The following is a 20080-nucleotide window of genomic DNA, read 5'->3' as shown; positions in this document are numbered from 1 at the left end:
CTACGCTAAATTATTACTCTACAAGCCCTAGTTTTATTGCGTATTTTGTTAATCCAGCTAGGTTTTTTACGTTGAGTTTTGATATTAAATTCTTCCTGTAACTTTCAATAGTATGCTTACTTAAAAAAAGTTTATCTGCTATTTCTTGTGTAGTATATTCTTCAGCAATTAATTTAAGTACGTCTTTTTCTCTTGCCGTTAACATTACAGACATTTCTTTTCTTTTATTAAAAACATTTTCCATGTATGCTTCCCGTACAGATTGTGAAAAGTATTTTTCACCATTAAGAATAGTTTGCACAGCTTGTAATAATTCTGATTGTGTTGCATTTTTAGACAGGTATCCATCAACATTATTCTTTATTAATGCATCTATCATCCCTGTATCTGTATGCATACTAACAATTAATGTTTTGATGTCTGAACGTTCTTTTTTTATATAATCGTTCAATGTAATACCATCTATATCTGGCATAGAAATATCACTTATAACAATATCTATATGTTGATCTGGATTTGTTTTTATGTACTTTATTACATTTTCACCACTATTTGCCGTTAATAAGATATTATAAACATCTTCATTCTTAAAAATGTTTAACAATCCGTCTAAGAACATTTTATGGTCATCAACTAAAATAATATTATAAGTCATCATGTATTAATTTAAAGGTACATCAATATCTATCACTGTTCCTCTGCTAGGAAAAGAGTTTATTAAAACATTTCCCTTAATTGTTTTTAATCTATCTTTTAAATTTTGAAACCCAAGTCCGTACCTTACTTTTTCTTGATCAAATCCAACACCATCATCTTCAAAAAGTAGTTGTATTGTATTATTGAATACGGAAAGTTGAATGTCTATTTGTGTTGCCTTGGCATGTTTTAATGCATTGGTCAATAATTCTTGAATTATTTTATAGAGTTCTACTTTCAAGTTCTCATCTATTTGATCCACCTCATCTGCCGGATGAATTTGTAGCGTTATTTGTTCTTTAGATAGCGCTTTAACATTGTTTATATACTCTGTTATAATTGTTGTAAAAGCAGAATCTTTAAACTTTTTAGGCATTAAATTATGAGACAATTCTCTTACCTGATTATACGTTTCATCTACTTGTTTAATGAGACTTTCTTCTTCTAATTTACTCTTATTAGATAATTGCAATTTTATAGTTGCTAAGTTTCCTCCAATACTATCATGTAACTCTCTAGCAATACGTTTTCTTTCATTATTCTGTCCTTCGAGTGAAGCTTTTACCAATTTTAACTCTTGGTCTTTAAGTAAAGTAGTTATTTTTTGTTGATTTACTTCTTCTAAAGTCTTATTAAGTTTACTTTGTGTTTGAAGCTTTTGATAGTAAACATATAATAGAGCAAGTACAGGTATTAATACAATAAGAAAGACTATTAAAATATACGCTTTCATTGTTTTTTGTCGTTCTATTTCTTGTTTTTGCTCCAGTGTTTTATACTGTACTTCTAGCTCATTGACTTGCTGTTTATTTTGACTTACTAAAATTTCATTGTTTACACGATTTAATTGTGTCATTAAAGCATGCGCATTTTTATAATCTCCTGTTTCTGCATAAGCATTTTGAAGACCTAAAATAGCTCTTCTTTCTATTTCTAAATTCCTCCACTGAATAGAGTTTATATATACTGTAGATAATATAGTTTTGGCATTTTCATAGTCTTTCTCTTTTAAATAAAAATTACCTACTACATTCCCTGCTTTAGCATATAAGGTATAGAAGCCTCTGGATAACGATTCGTTAAAAACATTATAACAAAGATCTAATGCCTCATCTATTTTACCTTCTTTTTGTAATATTCTACCAAGCCATAAATCAGTTTTCAATGCTTCTTTTACAAAACCTTCTGCTACATAAAATAATCTTGCTTTCTCATAGTTTTCCTTTGCTTTTTCAAACTCTTTTCTTGTGTAATAAATAAAACCTAGCTCAAAAATAGCATCGTGCTTTAGCTTTTCGTTTGGAGCATTTTCAATACATTCTTCTAAAATTGCTTTTCCTTCCTCTTCTTTTCCTCTAACATATTTTACTATTCCTAGTCCTATTCTATTTTTGATAAACAACTCATCATTCGACTCACTATTTGAATGTTCTATTCCTTTAAAAAACCACTTCAAAGCCTCGTCAAAAAGTCCTTTTTCTAACTTTCCTTCAGCAACTATACTTGAAACCTTTGATAAATGATTTTCTTTGTCTATTAATTTATTCTTAGTGGTTTCTGTATACAGTCTATTTCCATAGTATATTATAGAGTCTAAGTTTCCTTTTTCTCTATGAAATTCTATAAGATCAAATGTAGCATCATATTTAGCTTTAAAATTTTCTGCAGTATTAATTTTTAAAAAAAGAGAATCATTAGGTATTGTAGGGTTTACTCCAAAAGCTTTAAACCCTTGCACTCCTTCCGACTGTGACATTGCTTTAAAAGTAAAAAACAAAAAGACTGCGATTGTAACTTGTTTTACAAATAACAATCTCATACCTCTTTTTAAGTAACCTATTCTCATCTCAATTATTAAACCTTTTCTCTAAACAATTAGAACCGCTAAAATTACATAACATTTTTATTTCTTAATTAACTATTAATGATTTTATTCTTTCTACTCCTTTCTAAAGAAATAAAACTCTTTTATCAGTATTTATTTTTAAAAATTTATTCCTGATAATTTTTATTAGTTAGGAAACCTAACTATATTTGTAGTGAAATTTAAAATCAATATAATTATGAGTAAATCTATTTTTTATCACGCAGGTTGCCCTGTTTGTGTTAGTGCAGAACAAGACATTATAAATCTAATTGGTTTAGACAATGTTGAAGTAGTTCACTTCGGTAATGACAAAAATCGAATTTTAGAAGCAGAAAATGCTGGTGTAAAATCTGTCCCTGCTTTGGTTACTCCTACTGGTAATGTACTCCATATTAATTTTGGAGCATCAATGGAAGAAGTAAAAGGATAATTTTTTTGTCCTACAAAGTTAGGATTCCTAATTTTGTAGGACTTTTTAATGTTATAAATTATATAAAATGGAAGTAGCTGTTTGGGATACTTATGTAACTAAGAAAGATAGTACAATAATGCATTTTGATATTATTGCCCCTTCTAACAATAAAGACACTAACATAATTTTTAATTATGGAAAAGAATATTTAAGAACTAAAGGTCTAGAAAACCTAGAAATATCTTCAAAAGAATGTGTATTTTGCCATATTGAAATACTCAAACCTGAATGGGAAGATGCTATACATAAAAAAGGGTATTTTATATACGAAATGGAAAACTGTAATTAATGAAATCTCCTTTTGACTTAAATCAGCAAAACGCTAAAATTGAAAGTAAAATAGTTGTGGCTTTGGAGCGAATTTCTGAAGCTTTCAGAGTACTTCTTTGGAGCGAAAGTAAAGAGAACTCTTTAAGTCCTATTCAAATTCAAATTCTAATTTTTTTACTGTTTCATTCAGAAGAAAAATGTAAAGTGAGTTATTTAGCTGAAGAGTTCAATATGACTAAAGCTACCATTAGTGATAGTATTAGGGTTTTATTAAAAAAAGAACTGGTTCAAAAGTTTAATAATCCTAGCGATACTAGAAGTTATATTATTGGTTTAACCAATCAAGGAAAACAAATAGCAGAGAAATCAGCTAATTTTACACTTAATATAGAGAAACCTTTAAGTTCATTACCTGAAGATCAAAAGAAAGATATACTAACAGGACTCTTAAAAGTAATATACCAACTAAATCAGGCAGGAGTTATAACTATTCAGAGAATGTGCTTTACTTGTTCTTATTATCAAAATGAAAACAATGAGCATTTTTGTAAACTTTTACAATCTAAATTAGCTTCGAAAGAGTTAAGAATTGATTGTCCAGAACATGAGTTTAAAGGTTAGTGTTTTAAAGCATCAATCCTACTTCTTAACTGTATGTTAAAAGGTTTACTTTATTACCTATAACCTTTTATTTTTGACAAAAAATTATAAAATGGCTATACATAACTTGATTCTTCAAACGAAAGAAACAACTATAGAACTAGATGAAGTTCATCTTAGTAATAAAAATAAAAATACGCTACAGCAACTACTAAAAGAATTTAAACATATAGCTGTTTTGAATCAATACAAACTCCCTGTTGACAATAAAATCTTATTATTCGGACATACTGGTTGTGGTAAAACTACCACCGCTAAAGCTATTGCTAAAAAGCTTGATAAAAAAATTATCATACTTAATTTGGGTAGCATTGTTTCTTCAAAACTAGGAGAAACCGCTAAAAATATTTCCGAAGTTTTTAAAAAAGCTACAAGAGAAAGTGCTGTGTTATTTTTAGATGAATTTGATTACATCGGTAAAGCTCGTGATTACGACAGTAAAGACTCTAGCGAGATGAAACGATTGGTTAATACTGTAATTCAATTAATAGATCAATTACCTAACGATGTTTTATTAATTGCTGCTACCAATTACTCTAGTGTTATAGATACTGCACTTTTAAGACGTTTTCAGTTAAAACTTAAATTCGAAGCGCCTAGTGAATCAGACTTAGACAGCTATTACGAAACGTTACTGCAACAATTCCCAGAAGAGTTTAGAAAAGTAAATCGTGTGTACGATATATCGTATGCGGAAGCAAAAGACATTACTCTTCGAGCTGTAAAAAATAAAATTATTGAAAAACAAGAATTAAACAATCAATTCGTAAATGGATAATATTCAAAACAACCTCAACATTATTCATCAAAGAATACAATTTGCTTGTAAAAAAGCGAATAGAAACCCAAAAGATGTTCGTTTATTATTAGCTACAAAAACGGTAAATACAGACAAAATAAATTTTGCTTTAGAGCAAGGTGAATCTCTTGTTGGTGAAAACAAAGTACAAGAGCTAAAACAAAAATGTAATGCAATAAAACACTTACAACCTGAAGTACATTTTATTGGTCATTTACAAAGTAACAAGATTAAAGAAGTTATAAAATGGGCTAGTTGTATTGAATCTATCGATCGTTTATCAGTTGCTCAAAAATTACATCAACGGTTAACTTTTGAAGAAAAAGAAATTGATGTATACATACAAGTAAACACCTCTTTTGAAGAAAGTAAATTCGGAGCCAATCCAGAAGAAACTATTGAGCTTGTAAAAGAAATATCTAAGTTTAAAAACATTCATATAAAGGGATTAATGACCATTGGTTTACTAAGCTCAGAATCCGATGAAGTTCGAAAATGTTTTCGCCTTTTAAAACAGCTTCAAGAAAAAATCAAGGCACTACAAATTCCTAATGTAGCTATGAAAGAACTCTCCATGGGAATGAGTGGTGATTTAGAAATCGCTATTGAAGAAGGTGCTACTATTGTACGAGTTGGAACAGCTATTTTTGGAGAACGTATCTACCCTGATAGCTATTATTGGAACGAAGCAAAAAGTAGCTCTTAATTTTTCTGTACTCTTTTTAAATTCAATAAATCAATAGGGTTAATTCCTAAACCTGTAACATTCTTTTGTGTAAAGCGGATTACCTCATCATAATATAATGGTACAATTGGAGCCTCAGCAATAATAATACTATCCATTTTTTGGTATAGGGTATAACGCTTTTTTACATTTACTTCTTTAATGGATTGTTCATACAACCTATCAAAAAAATCATTTTTAAAGTGTGTATAATTAGGGCCGTTTGGTGTAAAATTTTTGCTATAAAAAAGCGATAAATAATTTTCAGCATCAGGATAATCTGCAATCCAACTTGCTCTAAAAATAGGTAACTTACCATTTGCTTTTCCTTGGCGTAACGTTGAAGGTGGAATTACATCTACTTTAGTTACTATTCCTATTTTTTGTAATTCACGTTGAATAAACTCACACAAATCTAAATAGTTGCTGTTCGTTGTAATTGCTATTTGCGGATTCTCATCTCCTGTCTCTTCTTTGTATTCTGCTACCAACTTCTTTGCTTCTTCAGGATTGTATGAATATCCTTGTTGATTATTGAATGAAGGCAATCCTTTCGGGATAAATCCACTTGTAGCAGGACTCCCGATTCCGTTTCTCAAAAACTTAATCATCTTCTCCCTATCAAAACCAAAATTTATAGCTTGTCGTATCAATTTCGATTTTGTTGGGTGCTCATCTTCTCCATCTAAATAAATCCCTAAATATTCTGTATTTAAATACGCCCCTGTTTTCATATCTATTTTAGAAACATACTTCTCTTTTAAGGTTCCATCAGTATTTAGAATGTCATCTTTATACGAAGCATCTAAACTTTTCATAAAATCGATATTTCCTTGAATAAACTGTAAAAACTCACTTTGTTTATCTGGTAAAAAAGTTACAGCTACTGCTTCTAAATACGGAAGTTGATTTCCTTTTTCATCTTCTTCAAAAAATAGTGGATTTTTTCTCAATACCAACTTGGTATTTTCTACCCAAAGTTTAAAATGAAAAGGACCAGTTCCTATCGGGTTTGCTCTAAACTCATTTCCAAAATAATCAACTGCTTCTTTTGGAACTACAGAGCAATACTTCATAGCTAACAATCCTAAAAAAGGTGGAAAAGGTTGCTTTAAATTGATTGTAAAAACAGAATCACTCTCTGCTTTGAAATTAGCAACATTTTGTAATACCCAGCCTCCTGGAGACGCCACATTCTTATCAAGTAATCGATTAAAAGAATATTCAAAATCTTTGGCTATTACATTTCTTGTAGAGTCTTTCCCAAACAGTTCGTGTTTATGAAATAATACATCATTTCTTAAATGAAACTGATAGGTTTTTCCATCTTCAGAAATTGTCCAATTCTTAGCTATTGAAGGTTGTACTTGTAAACTATCATCCAACTCTACCAATCCATTATACAATTGATTTACAGCCCAAATATTTCGTTGGTCTTTTGCAAAAGCAGGATCTAATGAAGTAATATTTGAATGCTCGTTATAGCGAAAAACTTGTTTATCAGTAAAATTACTTTTTTCTTTTTTACAAGAAGTTATAACTAATAAAGCTATAAGAACTAATAAAAAATTATGTATTCTTTCTTCTATTTTTATAGTACGTTTTATCTGCAATGTATATGGTTTTATCAATTTTTGTAAAAACTGTAGATTTATCTTTACTTACTATTTCTAGCTCTTTAATTAAATCTATTTTTTTCTCTACTTCTATTCTCTTCTTTATTTCTTCAATTTCATCAGTAGAAAAAATAAAATCTATAAAACCATCTTCATAAACAGGTTTTATAAACTTAATAGATGAACTTTTATCCCAAACAACATAATCATTTCCTAAAATATTAATTAATTGAATCATATAAATTGGATCTGTTGCCGAAAATAAACTTCCACCAAATATAGATCCTACATAATTCTTGTTTTTATAACTAACAGGAATTTTCACTTTCACATTCAATAAGTCATCAGATACATATATTATTTTTCCTGTAGACCTTTTGTACATTGGAGATAAGTTAAACCCATACTTAAATATGGTACTTTTCTTAAAAAACTTACTTAAAAATTTATTTAGTGCTGCGTACATAAATTTACTACCTTATCTATTAAACTTTTTCAAACCCATACTCTCGTTCTACTTTGCTTATTCGAAGTTGATATTTTTTATACCATCTCTCTCTTCCTATATTTCTAGCTTCAGTATGCTCTATGTTATTTTTCCATTTTAAGATAGCATCCAAACTTTCCCAATAAGAAACCGTAATCCCTACATCACTTCTCGCTGACTCTACTCCTAAGTACCCTTCTTGTTCTTTAGCTAAATTGTCCATTTTTTCAGCCATTTCATAATATCCTTCTGTATCATCTGAAAGAGTTGTGCTAAAAATTACTGCGTAATACGGAGGTTTTAAATTATCTATTATCATAAAATTAGTTCATATTTTGTTTCTGGTAAGCCAATATCGTCACTTATAAATTTCTCTATCGCAACAAAGTTAAATCGTTCTAATATTTTAGCGGAAGCTATATTTTCATCCACCACACACCCAATAAGTTTTTTCATTCCTACCGATTTACAGTACTGTATTAATCCTTCACAAAGCTCTGTTGCAAAGCCATTACCCCAGTATCGTTCTATAAACCGATATCCTATTTCATCATTTCCCTCTTCATCTTTTACCAAAGCAACCGTACCTACAAATTCATTGTCTGATTTACGTTCTATGGCATATATCCAAAAATCATTTTTTTTATTAGTGTATCGTGCTATCAGCTGTTTTAAATCCTCTTTACTTTCTTCTAAATTTTTAGGTTCCCCAGTTGCATATTGCAATACTCTAGGGTTACTTTCTAACTCATAAAAAGGTTCTATATCAACAACTTGAAGCTTTCGAATAAGTAATCTTTTCGTTTCAAAAATCATGAATATTATCGTACTTTTGCAAACCCAAAACTGCTTTAAGCAGTAGTAGATTAAATAAACTATACGAACTTCTAAAAAATTAAAGACTTGTACAAGGCTTTTGTTTTTTATTTAGGACAGAGAAAAGATGAATGTAGATAAGAAAGTAGCTTTTTACACATTAGGTTGTAAATTAAATTTTTCAGAAACCTCAACCATTGCCAGAAACTTTGTTAATGAAGGGTTTGAGCGTGTTGAGTTTGAAGAAAAAGCAGATATATATGTAATTAACACCTGCTCGGTAACAGACAATGCTGATAAACGTTTTAAAAGTATTGTAAAGTCTGCCTTAAAGAAAAATGAAGAGGCTTTTGTTATTGGTGTAGGATGTTATGCGCAATTAAAACCTGAAGAATTAGCTGCTGTTGATGGGGTAGATTTGGTATTGGGTGCTACTGAAAAATTTAATGTAACTAGCTATATTAACGACTTAACCAAAAATGATATTGGTGAAGTACATTCTTGTGAAATTGAAGATGCCGATTTTTATGTAGGTTCGTATTCTATTGGAGATCGTACTCGTGCTTTCTTAAAAGTGCAAGATGGTTGCGACTACAAATGTACTTACTGTACCATTCCGCTAGCTCGTGGAATTTCTCGAAGTGATACGTTAGAAAATGTATTGAAAAATGCCAAAGAAATTTCTGAAAAAGGGATTAAAGAAATTGTTTTAACAGGAGTAAATATTGGTGACTACGGAAAAGGTGAATTCGGTAACAAAAAGCACGAACATACCTTTTTAGAGTTGGTACAAGCTCTTGATAAAGTAGAAGGAATTAACCGTTTACGAATCTCTTCAATTGAGCCTAATTTATTAAAAGATGAAACGATTGATTTTGTTTCAAACTCAAACACATTTGTTCCTCATTTTCACATTCCACTACAATCTGGTAGTGATGAACTGTTAAAGAAAATGAAGCGTCGCTATTTACGTAAAGTATATACTGATAGAGTTGCAAAAATTAAGGAAGTAATGCCTAACGCTTGTATTGGTGTAGATGTTATTGTTGGCTTCCCTGGTGAAACAGATGAATTGTTTTTAGAAACCTATAACTATTTAAGTGAATTAGACATTTCATACTTACACGTTTTCACTTATTCTGAAAGACCAAATACTGAAGCTATTGAAATGGATGGTGTGGTTCCAAAGAAAACACGTGCAAAGCGAAGTAAAATGCTACGCGGGTTATCTGTTAAAAAACGTAGAGCTTTTTATGAAAGTCAGTTAGGTAACACCTTAACAGTTTTATTTGAAAGTGAAAATAAAGAAGGATATATCCACGGTTTTACAGAAAACTATGTAAAAGTTAAGGCTCCTTGGAATCCTGAATTGGTAAATACATTACACACAGTTACGTTAACAAAAATTGATGAAGATGGTTTAGTTCGTTTTGATTTTGTGGATGCTGGAGTTATTGCTTAACTTGTCAACTAGTTCACACAATCAAAAAACTCATTTATGAAGTACCTATTATACTCTTTTTTAGCCTTAGGAATCTCTTGTGGTATTCCTAAAAAAAGTTCTGAAACCAAATTAACAGAACCAATAGAAAAAGAAACAATTACTAAAGAAGAAGTTACAAAACCTATAGATTCTCAAAACGAACTGATTGTCGTTCTTAAAAACGCTAAAAGTATTGATAATGTAAAATCACTTATAAAAAACAGCGGTTTAACTTGGAGTAAAATGGCTTATGAAACAGATGCTTCAAAAATAGGTATTGTTGAAGTTCCTGAAGGAAAGCATGAATTTTGGATTGGTAAACTACAGGAAAGCGGAGAGTTTAGATTAGTTGATGCCAACTCAGAAGAAAAATTAACTAACATCATTTCCGAAGAAAAAAATAACCTTTTAAGAATTATCAAAACGAAATGCTTTGGTGATTGCCCTGTATATACAGTTTCTATTGATAAAGAAGGAAATGTAGTTTATAATGGGATAGAATATGTACTTGTAGAGGGTATTCAAAAATTTGCTCTTTCAGAAAAACAACTACAAGAGTTAAACGAAAAGCTTACTAAAAAAGATTTTAAAAGCTTTAAGGACGCTTATAATAATCCTAAAATTCCAGATTTATCTAGTACTTATATAGTTCATGATGGAAAACAAATCTTAATTCGTTTATGGAAAGATATTCCTGATGAGCTTATTGATGTACACGAATATATTGATGGTATATTATTAGACAAAAAGTTTATTGAATAATGCCTAAAAATCACCTGTATTTTGTCCCTGGTTTAGCTGCCAATACCAAAATATTTGAGCATATTTCTTTACCTGAAGAACATTTTGAACTGCACTTTTTAGATTGGATGCCACCAACCTCTATTAACGAAAGCATTGAAGAATATGCTCAACGAATGTGTGCTAAAATTCAACACAAAAACCCTGTGTTAATTGGAGTTTCTTTTGGAGGTATTATGGTACAGGAAATGAGTAAAATTATTGATTGTAAAAAAATAATTATAATATCAAGTGTTAAAAGCAATAAAGAGTTTCCTAAGCGTTTTAAACTAGTACAAGTAACAAAAGCCTATAAGCTTTTCCCTTCAAAAGTTATTTCAAATATTGAAAGTTATGAACGTTACTTTTTTAATGATTATTTAAAAAAACGTGCTGAGTTATATAAAATATACCTATCAGTTAGAAACAAAGAATATTTGCAATGGGCTATATATAACGTATTACACTGGAAACAAAAAGAATCTATTCCCGGTATAATTCATATTCACGGAAAAAAAGATGAAGTTTTTCCTATAAAATATATTAAAAATTCAATTGAAATTGAAAATGGAACACATGTAATGATTTTAAACAAAGCAAAAACAATTTCTGAAATACTAAAAAAGGAATGTTTTTTGATGGATTAACATCATTACACAACTTGACAAAAACTAAAAGAGAAATGAACAAATCAATCCGCTTCTTATCTATCTTAACTATAGTATTTGTTGGAATTTTATTTACCAATACTATAAGCAAATCAAACGAACCAACCATTAAAAATGTAGCGGAAAGTTACGAGGTTAAAGCTCTAAAATTACCTAACGATCTAAATTTAGCAGGAGAGCGAGTTCCTATTGAAAAACCTGACATTAGAGAACGAATGGATCGCGAGTTATTAGTAAACACCTATTGGCAGTCTAATGGATTGTTACTTATAAAACGCGCAAATAAATACTTTCCTATTTTAGAGCCTTTGTTAGAAAAATATGGTTTACCTGACGATTTCAAATTCTTAGCCTTAGCTGAAAGTGGTTTTATTGATGAAACATCACATGTAGGAGCTGCTGGTATGTGGCACTTTATGAAGCAAACAGGTAGAGAATATGGTTTAGAAATTAATAGTAATGTTGATGAACGTTATCATATAGAAAAATCTACTAAAGTAGCTGCTGAGTATTTAAAAAAATCGAAAGAACGTTTTGGTTCTTGGACGCTTGCAGCTGCGGCTTATAATGCAGGAAACTATGGTGTTTCTAAAAGATTAGATGCTCAAGGTGTAACTAGCTATTACGATGCATTGTTACCTGATGAAACCGAGCGCTACGTTTTTAGAATTTTAGCTTTAAAAGAAATTATATCTAATCCAAAAGAGTATGGTTTTGTTTTCGATAAAGAAGATTTATATACCCTTCCTGAAACCTATACTGTTAAAGTAGATACTGCTATTAGTAATATCGCCTTATTTGCCAAAAAATTCGGAATTACCTACAAAGAGCTTAAACTACATAACTCTTGGTTACGAGAAAACAAATTAAACAACCGTAGTAGAAAACTATACGAAATTAAAATTCCAGTTAAATAGTGAAAAAAGCACTTCCTTATATATATCTATTTATAGGTATATTTATTTTAATTAATACGTTTTCTGCCTTTTCTCAAAAAAGAGAAGTGTATCGACTCCTATTCAACTTCACAACCGAAAACCAATATGTTTTCTTACTCTTTAGAGTTTTGTTTGCTTCTTGGTTTATAGTTGATGGTGTTAAAAAATTAAAACAAAATAAAACTCAATCATAATAAAAAAAGCTCATTCTTTCGAATGAGCTTTTTTATTTATTTAAACTTTATTTTCTATTGAAAATCAGTATTTAATTTTATGTAGTCTAAGAATTCACGTTTGGTTTCTTTATTTTTAAATGCTCCACCAAACTCAGCAGTAACTGTACTACTTTCAATATCTTTAATACCTCTTGAGTTAACACATAAGTGTTTTGCATCTATAACACATGCAACATCTTGAGTTCCTAAAGCTTCTTGCATTGCTTGTACTACTTGCATTGTTAAACGCTCTTGTACTTGTGGGCGTTTAGCATAATACTCAACAATACGATTCATCTTAGACAAACCTATTACTTTACCATTAGAAATATACGCAACGTGAGCTCTACCAATAATTGGTAATAAGTGATGCTCACATGTTGAATATACAATAATGTTTTTTTCAACTAACATTTCACCATACTTATAAGTATTGTCAAATGTTGACGCTTCTGGTTTATTTTGTGGGTTTAACCCCATAAACAACTCATTTACGAAAGCTTTTGCAACCCTTTTAGGAGTACCTTGCATGCTATCGTCAGTTAAATCCATTCCTAACGTTTCAAGAATTTCTTTAACGTTCTCTTGAATTTTTTCAATTTTTTCCTTGTCAGAAATATCGAAAGCATCCGCACGTAAAGGCGTTTTAGCCGACGTACCAATGTGGTTCTCTCCTATTTCATCTATGCTATCGTCATTCATTTTGTTGTTGTTCACTTCAAACATTTCTATCTAAAATTAGTAGGGCGCAAATTTACAACATTGTTGGTAATTTACTGCACTTTATTTATCAATTCGTCTAAAGAACAAGTAGTTTGCTCTCCCGTCGACATATTTTTAACAACAAGCGTACCATTTTCAACAGTTGTCACTACAAACTCAATTTCTCTATTTGTAGCATATTTCCACTGCTTTTTTTGCTGGTTGTTACTGCTTGCCACATCTGGATACATTTCTGACTTTATATTGTTTTGTCTTAATGTTTTTATGGCTTTTACTTTATCTAAACTCTCGCTTTCTTCAAAATTTAAAAACAATACTTTAGGCTTTGGCAATTCTACTGCTTCAAACAATCCTAACTCTTCCATTACCAAGTAAATTCTATCCAATCCAAAAGATATTCCTACTCCAGAAACATCTTTTAAACCAAAAATACCTGTCAAGTCGTCATAACGACCTCCACCACCAATAGACCCCATTTTTACACCTTCTGGAGCTGCTACTTCATAAATAGCTCCTGTGTAATAGTTCAATCCTCTAGCTAAGGTTACATCTAATTCTAAGCTTGCTGAATCTAGCCCTAAACTTTCTACGTTATTAACTACGGTTCTCAAATCAGCCACTCCTTGTAATCCTTCTTCCGAACCTTGTAACATGGCCTCTAAAGAAGCTAACTTATCTTGATTACTTCCAGAAAAATTAAATAACGGATCAACTTTTTCAATAGCTTCAGCAGAAATTCCTTTCTCCAACATCTCCTTAACCACACCGTCTTTTCCTATTTTATCTAACTTATCTAAAGCCACTGTAAAATCAATCAGTTTGTCTGATGCACCGATTACCTCAGCAATTCCTGATAAGATTTTTCGGTTGTTGATTTTGATAGTCGTACCTTTTAATCCTAACTTACTAAAAACAGTATCATATAATTGTACAAACTCAACTTCTTGCCATAATGAAGTACTTCCTACCACATCGGCATCACATTGATAAAACTCACGGAAACGTCCTTTTTGTGGTCTATCTGCTCTCCAAACTGGTTGAATTTGATAACGTTTAAATGGAAATGTAATTTCGTTTTGGTGTTGTACTACGTAACGTGCAAACGGAACTGTTAAATCGTAACGCAATGCTTTTTCAGAAATTTGAGAAGCAAAATAATTACTAAAATTAACTAGTTTATTTGCTATTATGGAAGTATGAAGTTTATTTATGTCTGAAATTATAAAAATATCTTTAAAATCAATCGCACAATTAATCTTCCCAGAAATTGTTATTAACGTATCAAATATATCATTAATTTTTTCTTCCTTTATTGAATTATAAAAATTATGAGTCTGTTGTGTGTAATAGTTATCTTTGTAGCTTATTTCAAAAATTTTGGCTTCTAATGCTATGGTTATTTTTGGTTTTATTATCTCAGATTTATCTCTTATAAGCTTAAAAGACTCAAAAATATCCTTACAACCTTTCAATATTCCTTCATCTCTAATCTCTCTTTCATAAAGTTTTTTGAAAAAAGAAATGTCTAATAGATTTTCTAAATAACCTTTTTTAATTATATCTTCTTGGGTTTTATTTAAAAAATCTCCGCTATCTAAAATTTTAAAAATCAATCTATCCCCTTCTTCACCATATTTCCCCATCAATGTAGAAGAGTTTTCAAAACTTGGTGTTTCAATAGGTTGAAATCCGAAATTTTCAAACGAATGTTTAATTGTATTGAAAATATAGTTTCTTTTTGCTACTTCTGTTGATGAAAAATCTCTTGTTCCTTTTGGGATTCCTGGTTTCATTTTTTTTATTAATTATGAATTATGAATTTTTAATTATGAATTTATTGATAATTCGTAATTATTAATTCGTAATTTGTTTTGCGTTTTAGCCTGCAAATATCCGAAAAAAATATGAAGAATAATGTTATTTAGCTCTCGCTTTATTTTTACGTTTTAAACGATAAATTGTAGCGTTTAACTCAAAACCTAAGAGTAAAATAATAGCATTTAACCATACGAACAACATTAAAATTAACAGGGTACCAATTGAGCCGTATAGCTGATTGTATTGAGCAAACTTAACTACATAAATTCCAAATAAGTAAAAGGTAAACATAGATACTACTGTAGTTAAAATAGCACCTGGAGAAAAGAACTTTACCTCTTTACCTTGTTTAGTTCCGTACCTAAAGAGTAAAGATACAATGGTAAAAATCATTACTAAAAACAAGAAACCTCTTCCGTAGTAAAACAAGTCTAAATCTCCTGTGTTTAACCATCCAATTTTGTGAATTCTTGTTAAGGCTATTTGATAAAAGATAATGAGTGTTACCGTTACGATTAAGAAAAATGACATTAGCAATGATACTGCTAACGAAATAAAATAGGCTCTTAAAACATTTCTTACTTCGGTTACATGATAAGAATATTCAAACCCACCAAATATTGCATTTACACCATTGGTCATTAAAAAAATAGAGGCTAAGAAACCGAATGACAATAATCCACCGTATTGATTGTTAATAATATCTTTTATAACAAAATCTACCGCTTCAAAGGTTTTTGGTGGTAATGCTTCTTGCATTAATGAAAGTAACCCATCTTGAAATCCATCAATCGGGATGTAAGGAATCAATGTTAAAATGAATAATAAGAATGGAAAGATTGCCATAAAGAAACTAAAAGCAATACCTCCTGCCCTTGTAGTTAATGCTCCTTTTACAATACCAATAACATACATTTCAAGTACATCGTACAAAGACATTCCTTCTAACCCTGGAATTTTAATTTTCTTTCCAAAGGCCACGAGCCAGTTAATTACTGGAATTTTCTCAAGGTTTTCTTCTATCTGTTTAGTCATTTTCTTTTTAGTTGCAAAGTGTTTCTAGTTTCAGAGATTCTAAGTTACAAAGTGTTTTTAGTTGCAAAGTGTTATTGGTTTCTGAGATTCAAAGATGCATAGTTTTTTTAGTGGCATAGTTTTTATCGTTTTTCTTTTAGCTTTCTTATTAAACTTGACAGCATTCTTTCTATCTCTCTTGATTCTTCATAAAGTCTGTCAAAAGATTCTTTTGAAATATACTCTAAGTTTGAAGAAATTTCAAGTTGCGTTTGTAATTCAAACAACGAGGCTACCACATTACTCCACCACAATACCATATTTATACAATAGTCCTGCAATATTCTCATTGGAAAATTTCGCTTTTTTAACCCTATTATTTTCAGGATCAATTGCAAAATTAGTGGCAGTTGTAAAATCTGTTTTTTCTAAATTCGTCCGATCAAAAATTGCTCCTTTTAAATCACAATCTTTAAAGAGACCTCTACTTAAGTCAGCTTCAACAAAATCTACTTCTTGCAAATTACAACTTATAAATTTTGTAGTGGGAATTTTTAATTGGTAAAAAGAAGATAAGTTTAGCTGGCAGTTATGAAAGCTCATTTCTAGCAAAAAGTTGTTGCATTCATTAAACTTTACCCCAACCATTTTACAATTTTCAAAAGTGCAATCTTTAAAAAAAGTGTGGTTTACCACTGTATTACTAAAATTACAGTTGATAAACTCACACTCTAAAAATTCAATATTTGAAGCATGTACGTTCTCGAAATTGCAATTCTCGAACGTACAGCTGTCATATTCTCCTTTGCTGATTTTTGTTACTGTAAAATCAACCTTTGTAAATGTTTCGTTGTCAAAGAAATCATTCATTTATTGTAATCCTCTTGCTTTTAGCATTGGTTCTGCCTGTGGATCTCTTCCTGCAAAAACACGATACATTTCTGCATAATCCATCGTGTTTCCTTTCGATAAGATTTGCTCTCTAAACTTCTGACCGTTTTCTCTAGTTAACAATCCGTTGTTTTTAAACCAATCGTACGCATCGTGACTTAACATTTCTGTCCATAAATACGAGTAATATCCTGCACCATATCCTCCACTAAAAATATGTGCAAAATACGTTGAACGATATCTTGGTGGTACCTCATCAATCTTTAACTTCATTTTAGCCAAAGCTTCTTCTTCAAATTTAGCTACATCTTCAATTGTAGTATCTGCTGAAATAGTGTGCCATTGCATATCTAAATTAGAAGATGCTAAGTTTTCTATAATTGAATATCCTTGATTGAACGTTCCTGCATCTTTAATTTTTTGTAATAATGCATCAGGAATTACTTCTCCTGTTTTATAATGCAATGCATAGTTGTTTAATACCTCTGGATGTGTTGCCCAGTTTTCGTTAAACTGCGATGGAAACTCTACAAAATCTCTTGCTGTACTTGTTCCTGAAATTGATGCATATTTTTGATTTCCGAATAAACCATGTAACGCATGTCCAAACTCATGGAAGGTAGTTTCTACATTATCAAAACTAATTAATGCTGGTTCTCCTTCTGCTGGTTTTGGATAGTTACAAACGTTGTAGATTACTGGCTTTTGACCTCTTAATTTAGATTGCTTTACAAAAGCACTCATCCACGCTCCTCCTCTTTTACTATCTCTTGCAAAGAAATCTCCGTAGAACAACCCTAACTTACTACCATCTTCTTCAAAGATTTCATACACTACCACATCTGGGTGATATGTTGGAATATCTGTGCGCTTTTTAAAGGTAATTCCGTATAATTTTGTTGCCGCATAAAACACACCTTTTTCTAACACATTGGTTAGCTCAAAGTATGGTTTTACCTCATCTTCATTTAAGTTGTACTTAGACTTACGTACTTTTTCAGCAAAATGATTCCAATCGTATGGTGCTAAAGTAAAGTCGTTTCCTTCTTTGTTAATTTCTGCTTGAATTTCTTTTGTTTCAGCAGCTACTTTTTCTAATGAACCAGGAATTAATCCGTTGAACATTTCAAAAACTTTATCTGGTGTAGAAGCCATTGTTCCTTGTAAGCTCCAACTAGCAAAGTTGTCAAAACCTAAAATTTGTGCTTTCTTAGCACGTAACGAAGCCATTTTCTTTACTAAATCGCTTGTATCGTACTCACCTGCATCTGTTCTGTGAATAGATTTTTCGAACAATTGTTTACGAACTTCTCTATTTTCTAAAGTTTGTAATAAAGGTTGTTGCGTAGTATTGATTAATTGGATTTCGTACTTTCCGTCTTTCTCTAATCCTTTAATTGTTTCTTCAGAAAGTCCTTTTAACTGTTCTTTATCCGTAACCGTTAAACCTCCTTTTTTGCTAGCATCTAATAACTTTTTTCCGAAGTCGTTAGATAAGCTTGCTAATTCTGCATTAATTTCTTTTAACTCGTTTTTCTTTTCTTCAGATAAGTCAGCTCCTGCTTTAACGAACTTTTTATATTGTTCTTTTACCAAGTGTTTAGACTCCGCATCTAACTCAAGATGTTCTAAATTGAAATATAGAAATTTAATTCTTTCAAATAGTTGCGTATTTAGCAAAATTTCATCGTTGTGTTTAGAAAACTTTGGAGCTAATTCTTTTTGATTGTCTTTAATTGTATCGTTCGTATGTGCACCTGCTAAAGCATAAAAAACTGCCTCAACATTATCTAACGTTTTGCTACTTTCTTCAAAAGCTATAATTGTATTTTCAAATGTTGGAGCTTCTGAATTTGCTATAATTTTAGCAATTTCTTCATTTTGAACTTCCATACCTTTTAAAATTGCAGGCATAAAGTGTTCGTTTTTTATTTTGGTAAAATCTGGTGCACCATAAGGTAAACTGCTTTTTACTAATAATGGGTTTTCTACCATGTTTGAAGTGGTTTCTTTTTTAGTTTGCTCTGTTTTACACGACATAGCTACTACTAGCGTTGCTATGAGTAATAGTTGTTTTTTCATGATGTAGTAAGTTATATTAATCGACTGCTTTTAAGCTTAAATCCATATTATATACTGAATGTGTTAAGGCTCCAGACGAAATAAAATCAACACCACACTCTGCATACTCTCTAATAGTCTTTTCGTTAATTCCTCCAGAAGATTCTGTTAAACATGTATCTCCTATCATTGCTACCGCCTTTCGGGTATCTTCATAGTTAAAATTATCTATCAAAATTCTATACACCCCTTCGTTTTGTAAAATTTCTTCAATTTCTTCTAAACTGCGTGCTTCTACAATAATTTTAATATCTAGTCCTTTTTCCGCTAGGTATTTCTTAGTCTTAGTTATTGCTTGTGTTATTCCTCCTGCAAAATCAATATGATTGTCTTTAATCATTACCATATCGTATAAGGCAAATCGATGGTTTTCTCCACCTCCTATTTTTACTGCCCATTTTTCTAAAGCACGGATTCCTGGTGTTGTTTTACGAGTGTCTAACACCTTAGTTTTAGTTCCTTCTAACAGGTCTGCAAAAAACTTGGTTTTGGTTGCTATAGCACTCATACGTTGCATGGCATTTAGCACCAAACGTTCTGCCATTAATATGGATTGTGATTTTCCTGATACGTAAAAAACAATATCTCCATACTTTACTTTTTCTCCATCATTTATTAAGGTTTCTACTTCTAATTCTGGGTCAACATAATTAAACACCATTTTAGCAAATTCTACCCCAGCAATTACTCCTTCGTCTTTTACCAAAAGCTTTGCTTTACCTTTTGCATCGGCAGGAATACATGATAATGAGGTATGATCTCCGTCTCCTATATCTTCTCTAATAGCATTGGCTATAATTAAATCTAACTCTTTATTAAATTGTTCTTTTGAAATCATAGTTTTGAATTATTGACGTAAAAATACAACTATTTTTAGTTCTCCGTTTTTAGTTATTAGTTTATTGTTTGATAATTTTTATCACTCCTTTGCTAACAAAGTTCTACAACTTCTACAGTTTTATTCTAATACTTAATAGCTTTATAATTATTAAAATGATTCTTGTTTTTTGGACTAATAGGGT

At 30.6% G+C, this 20080-nt stretch carries 22 protein-coding genes; 9 read left to right on the top strand and 13 right to left on the bottom strand.

Annotated elements, in window-relative coordinates; genetic code table 11:
- Positions 1–13 precede the first annotated feature (13 nt).
- On the bottom strand, positions 14–655 hold the full coding sequence (locus tag VCM48_RS14705) for a response regulator (RefSeq protein WP_482270995.1): 642 nt from the start codon (positions 653–655) through the stop codon (positions 14–16).
- A 6-nt stretch (positions 656–661) separates the two neighbouring features.
- Positions 662–2452: an ATP-binding protein gene (locus VCM48_RS14700; RefSeq protein ID WP_482270994.1), complete on the bottom strand. Its 1791-nt coding sequence runs from the start codon at positions 2450–2452 to the stop codon at positions 662–664.
- Between the two features lie 307 nt (positions 2453–2759).
- Between VCM48_RS14700 and VCM48_RS14695 the strand changes: the two genes are divergently transcribed.
- The 5 genes from VCM48_RS14695 to VCM48_RS14675 all read left to right on the top strand — a co-directional run bounded on the left by VCM48_RS14695 (position 2760) and on the right by VCM48_RS14675 (position 5470).
- Complete coding sequence (locus VCM48_RS14695; protein ID WP_274641363.1) at positions 2760–2993, top strand: thioredoxin domain-containing protein; 234 nt, start codon at positions 2760–2762, stop codon at positions 2991–2993.
- Between the two features lie 67 nt (positions 2994–3060).
- On the top strand, positions 3061–3324 hold the full coding sequence (locus VCM48_RS14690) for a DUF2024 family protein (RefSeq protein WP_482270993.1): 264 nt from the start codon (positions 3061–3063) through the stop codon (positions 3322–3324).
- Complete coding sequence (locus VCM48_RS14685) at positions 3324–3926, top strand: MarR family winged helix-turn-helix transcriptional regulator (protein WP_482270992.1); 603 nt, start codon at positions 3324–3326, stop codon at positions 3924–3926. The genes VCM48_RS14690 and VCM48_RS14685 overlap by 1 nt, the downstream gene beginning before the upstream one ends.
- Before the next feature lie 91 nt (positions 3927–4017).
- On the top strand, positions 4018–4743 hold the full coding sequence (locus VCM48_RS14680) for an AAA family ATPase (protein WP_482270991.1): 726 nt from the start codon (positions 4018–4020) through the stop codon (positions 4741–4743).
- Complete coding sequence (locus tag VCM48_RS14675) at positions 4736–5470, top strand: YggS family pyridoxal phosphate-dependent enzyme (RefSeq protein ID WP_482270990.1); 735 nt, start codon at positions 4736–4738, stop codon at positions 5468–5470. Before VCM48_RS14680 ends, VCM48_RS14675 begins: the two co-directional genes overlap by 8 nt.
- Here VCM48_RS14675 and VCM48_RS14670 read toward each other — a convergent pair.
- Genes VCM48_RS14670 through VCM48_RS14655 form a run of 4 tightly spaced genes read right to left on the bottom strand, consistent with a single transcriptional unit; the run spans position 5467 to position 8407 of the window.
- Complete coding sequence (locus VCM48_RS14670) at positions 5467–7101, bottom strand: ABC transporter substrate-binding protein (RefSeq protein WP_482270989.1); 1635 nt, start codon at positions 7099–7101, stop codon at positions 5467–5469. The two genes, VCM48_RS14675 and VCM48_RS14670, sit on opposite strands and share 4 nt — an antisense overlap.
- A complete protein-coding gene (locus VCM48_RS14665) occupies positions 7058–7570 on the bottom strand; it encodes a DUF4442 domain-containing protein (RefSeq protein WP_099215368.1) in 513 nt (170 codons plus the stop codon). Before VCM48_RS14665 ends, VCM48_RS14670 begins: the two co-directional genes overlap by 44 nt.
- 19 nt (positions 7571–7589) lie before the next feature.
- Positions 7590–7910, bottom strand: coding sequence for an antibiotic biosynthesis monooxygenase family protein (locus tag VCM48_RS14660; RefSeq protein WP_482270988.1), 321 nt, complete (start codon positions 7908–7910; stop codon positions 7590–7592).
- On the bottom strand, positions 7907–8407 hold the full coding sequence (locus tag VCM48_RS14655; protein WP_051435931.1) for a GNAT family N-acetyltransferase: 501 nt from the start codon (positions 8405–8407) through the stop codon (positions 7907–7909). Before VCM48_RS14655 ends, VCM48_RS14660 begins: the two co-directional genes overlap by 4 nt.
- A 127-nt stretch (positions 8408–8534) precedes the next feature.
- Between VCM48_RS14655 and mtaB the strand changes: the two genes are divergently transcribed.
- The 4 genes from mtaB to VCM48_RS14635 are packed head-to-tail and all read left to right on the top strand — an operon-like array spanning position 8535 to position 12255.
- Positions 8535–9869, top strand: a complete 1335-nt coding sequence (mtaB, locus tag VCM48_RS14650; protein WP_482270987.1) for a tRNA (N(6)-L-threonylcarbamoyladenosine(37)-C(2))-methylthiotransferase MtaB — start codon at positions 8535–8537, stop codon at positions 9867–9869.
- Between the two features lie 36 nt (positions 9870–9905).
- Positions 9906–10652 carry a DUF6438 domain-containing protein gene (locus VCM48_RS14645; RefSeq protein WP_482270986.1) on the top strand — a complete coding sequence of 249 codons (747 nt, stop codon included), beginning with the start codon at positions 9906–9908 and terminating at the stop codon, positions 10650–10652.
- The gene (locus tag VCM48_RS14640; RefSeq protein WP_482270985.1) at positions 10652–11317 is read left to right on the top strand and encodes a lipase family protein; all 666 of its coding nucleotides are present in this window, start codon (positions 10652–10654) and stop codon (positions 11315–11317) included. The genes VCM48_RS14645 and VCM48_RS14640 overlap by 1 nt, the downstream gene beginning before the upstream one ends.
- 35 nt (positions 11318–11352) lie before the next feature.
- Positions 11353–12255, top strand: a complete 903-nt coding sequence (locus tag VCM48_RS14635; protein WP_274641374.1) for a lytic transglycosylase domain-containing protein — start codon at positions 11353–11355, stop codon at positions 12253–12255.
- Between the two features lie 269 nt (positions 12256–12524).
- On the opposite strand, the gene folE is transcribed toward VCM48_RS14635, so the two are convergent.
- The 7 genes from folE to nadC form a co-directional block, all read right to left on the bottom strand.
- Positions 12525–13193: a GTP cyclohydrolase I FolE gene (folE, locus tag VCM48_RS14630; RefSeq protein WP_394342531.1), complete on the bottom strand. Its 669-nt coding sequence runs from the start codon at positions 13191–13193 to the stop codon at positions 12525–12527.
- Between the two features lie 71 nt (positions 13194–13264).
- Complete coding sequence (hisS, locus tag VCM48_RS14625) at positions 13265–15007, bottom strand: histidine--tRNA ligase (RefSeq protein ID WP_482270984.1); 1743 nt, start codon at positions 15005–15007, stop codon at positions 13265–13267.
- Between the two features lie 124 nt (positions 15008–15131).
- The gene (locus VCM48_RS14620) at positions 15132–16067 is read right to left on the bottom strand and encodes a YihY/virulence factor BrkB family protein (RefSeq protein WP_440121061.1); all 936 of its coding nucleotides are present in this window, start codon (positions 16065–16067) and stop codon (positions 15132–15134) included.
- Between the two features lie 122 nt (positions 16068–16189).
- Positions 16190–16366 carry a four helix bundle protein gene (locus VCM48_RS14615; RefSeq protein ID WP_482270983.1) on the bottom strand — a complete coding sequence of 59 codons (177 nt, stop codon included), beginning with the start codon at positions 16364–16366 and terminating at the stop codon, positions 16190–16192.
- The gene (locus VCM48_RS14610) at positions 16347–16916 is read right to left on the bottom strand and encodes a pentapeptide repeat-containing protein (RefSeq protein WP_482270982.1); all 570 of its coding nucleotides are present in this window, start codon (positions 16914–16916) and stop codon (positions 16347–16349) included. The genes VCM48_RS14615 and VCM48_RS14610 overlap by 20 nt, the downstream gene beginning before the upstream one ends.
- On the bottom strand, positions 16917–19019 hold the full coding sequence (locus VCM48_RS14605; RefSeq protein ID WP_482270981.1) for a M3 family metallopeptidase: 2103 nt from the start codon (positions 19017–19019) through the stop codon (positions 16917–16919).
- 16 nt (positions 19020–19035) lie between these two features.
- A complete protein-coding gene (gene nadC, locus VCM48_RS14600; protein WP_121145756.1) occupies positions 19036–19896 on the bottom strand; it encodes a carboxylating nicotinate-nucleotide diphosphorylase in 861 nt (286 codons plus the stop codon).
- Positions 19897–20080 lie beyond the last annotated feature (184 nt).

The sequence above is a fragment of the Tenacibaculum sp. DPLXC6 genome (genome assembly GCF_056815515.1).
Note: the sequence above shows the minus strand (reverse complement) of the source record. Positions and strands in the feature narration are given on the sequence as shown.